At 46.6% G+C, this 1,831-nt stretch carries 2 protein-coding genes; one reads left to right on the top strand and one right to left on the bottom strand.

What is annotated here, in order from left to right; genetic code table 11:
- Positions 1-314 precede the first annotated feature (314 nt).
- A complete protein-coding gene (locus tag NZ772_18315) occupies positions 315-1,187 on the bottom strand; it encodes a PEP-CTERM sorting domain-containing protein (GenBank protein MCS6815511.1) in 873 nt (290 codons plus the stop codon).
- Between the two features lie 262 nt (positions 1,188-1,449).
- Here NZ772_18315 and NZ772_18310 point away from each other — a divergent pair.
- A partial coding sequence (locus tag NZ772_18310) for an allantoinase (GenBank protein MCS6815510.1) occupies positions 1,450-1,831 on the top strand: 382 nt, incomplete at its 3' end.

Here is a 1,831-nt window from a genome sequence, read left to right as displayed (position 1 = left end):
TCCTAGTTCTGCTTTGTATGAGGTTAAGTAAAAATGCTTAACTAGAAATTATTAACCAATTGTAACGTGATTAATCCCCTAACAGGAGCGATCGCAATATGACTAGATTACATAGTTGCCATTGTTCCAGCTAATCACTACACTAATAATGCACCAGTACTAATGGGGATTGCAGATTCGTGATTTTAGACTGTAGACACTCAATACTTAACCCAGATAAAAAAAGGCACCTGCGGAAACCTCCACAGGTGACCTATCACAGGAGTACGAGACCCAACTAGCTAGCAGACACTATCTGTAGTTAGCATCTATAGTTAGCCTGCTGCTTGCTGACGACGCTTGCGGGAACGAGCAACCCCTAAACCTGCCCCTGCCAATGCCAAACCAACCATCGTGGTGGGTTCTGGAACGGCTGCACTGCTGACGTTAGCTTTGATGGCAACTCCATCGTTTCCACATTCCAGGAATAGGTTAGCTAGGTAGTCTCCAGTGGGGAGAAACGATTTGTCAAACTGGAAGCCGATCGTATGGGTTCCCACGGCATTGAAGTGTCCAAAGTTCAATCCCTCCGAGGCAAGCTGGCTACCTGTCAACATCGTAATGTCACCAACTTTCGTGCCACTACCAATCACATTCAGAATGGGATCGTATTGACCATAGTAGTTATAGGCATCCTGCTTGGTTTTAATATCATCCCCCTGGGTATTAACCCTGTCAAAACCACTGCTGTAGTAATGGTTTAAGCTGCTAAAGCCATAATTTGCTTGAGACACACTCACAGCGCTCACTTGGCTAAACACACCAGTGCCCGTCACCAGAGAGTCGTTAGCTGGAGCAAACCGCACACCGTAAAGCAATTTTTGCTGACTAGCAGTTTTAAAGTCCTTGCCAGAGAAGTTAAAGAATAAATCACCAAAGCCAATGCTGCCACCCCGTGCACCACTATCGACCTGACCAGCCAGGGGTGTGCCACCTGTTAACGCTACGATTAGGCTGTTAGCAGTTTCCTTGATGGCCAAGCCCTTAATCTCATAGACAGCGCCGCCAGAGCCATCATTGAATGAGTCAATACTATAGTTCCAACCACTGTAAAACTGAGCAGCGCTTGCTGACTGACCAGTCATTGCCATTGCACAGCAAATAGCAACAGTTGCGCCAACAGACGATTTCAGATTTCGTACTTGCATTACACTATCTCCCAATATCCTCAATTTAAGGTCGAATGGCCTATTAAAGCTCCGTGCGCGGTTGTTTGGTGTTTGCGCACCTCCCCCCTTGCCTGTCTCTAGAGTAGACAGTCAATCATGAAGAACTATCTGGGTATATTCGTAAATCTGTTAAAGCTTTAGTAAAGATTAGTCTGGTAGTTTTTCGCTGCCATGATTCAGGAATGTCCTACAATCATGGGCAATCTTAGATTCAGTAGTAGTGCCTGTCCACTAATTCCCCATGATGAACCCCTATCCTCGTGACATGATTGGCTATGGGCAAACTCCGCCTCACCCGCAATGGCCCCACCAGGCACGGATAGCAGTGCAATTTGTAATCAACTATGAAGAGGGGGGTGAGACCTGCATTTTGCACGGTGATCAGGCTTCGGAAACATTTTTGTCTGAAATTGTGGGAGCAGTGCCGTTGATGGGTATTCGGCATATGAATATGGAGTCCTGTTACGAGTATGGCAGTCGATCGGGCTTCTGGCGGTTACATCGATTGTTCACAACTCGATCAATTCCAGTCACGGTTTATGGTGTAGCTATGGCCCTAGAACGCAATCCAGAAGCGGTTGCAGCCATGAAAGCAGCTAATTGGGAGATTGCTAGCCATGGTT

The sequence above is a fragment of the Cyanobacteriota bacterium genome (genome assembly GCA_025054735.1).
GTDB lineage: Bacteria > Cyanobacteriota > Cyanobacteriia > SKYG9 > SKYG9 > SKYG9.
The sequence above is the reverse complement of the archived record's forward strand: the minus strand, read 5'-3'. Positions and strand labels throughout refer to the sequence as shown.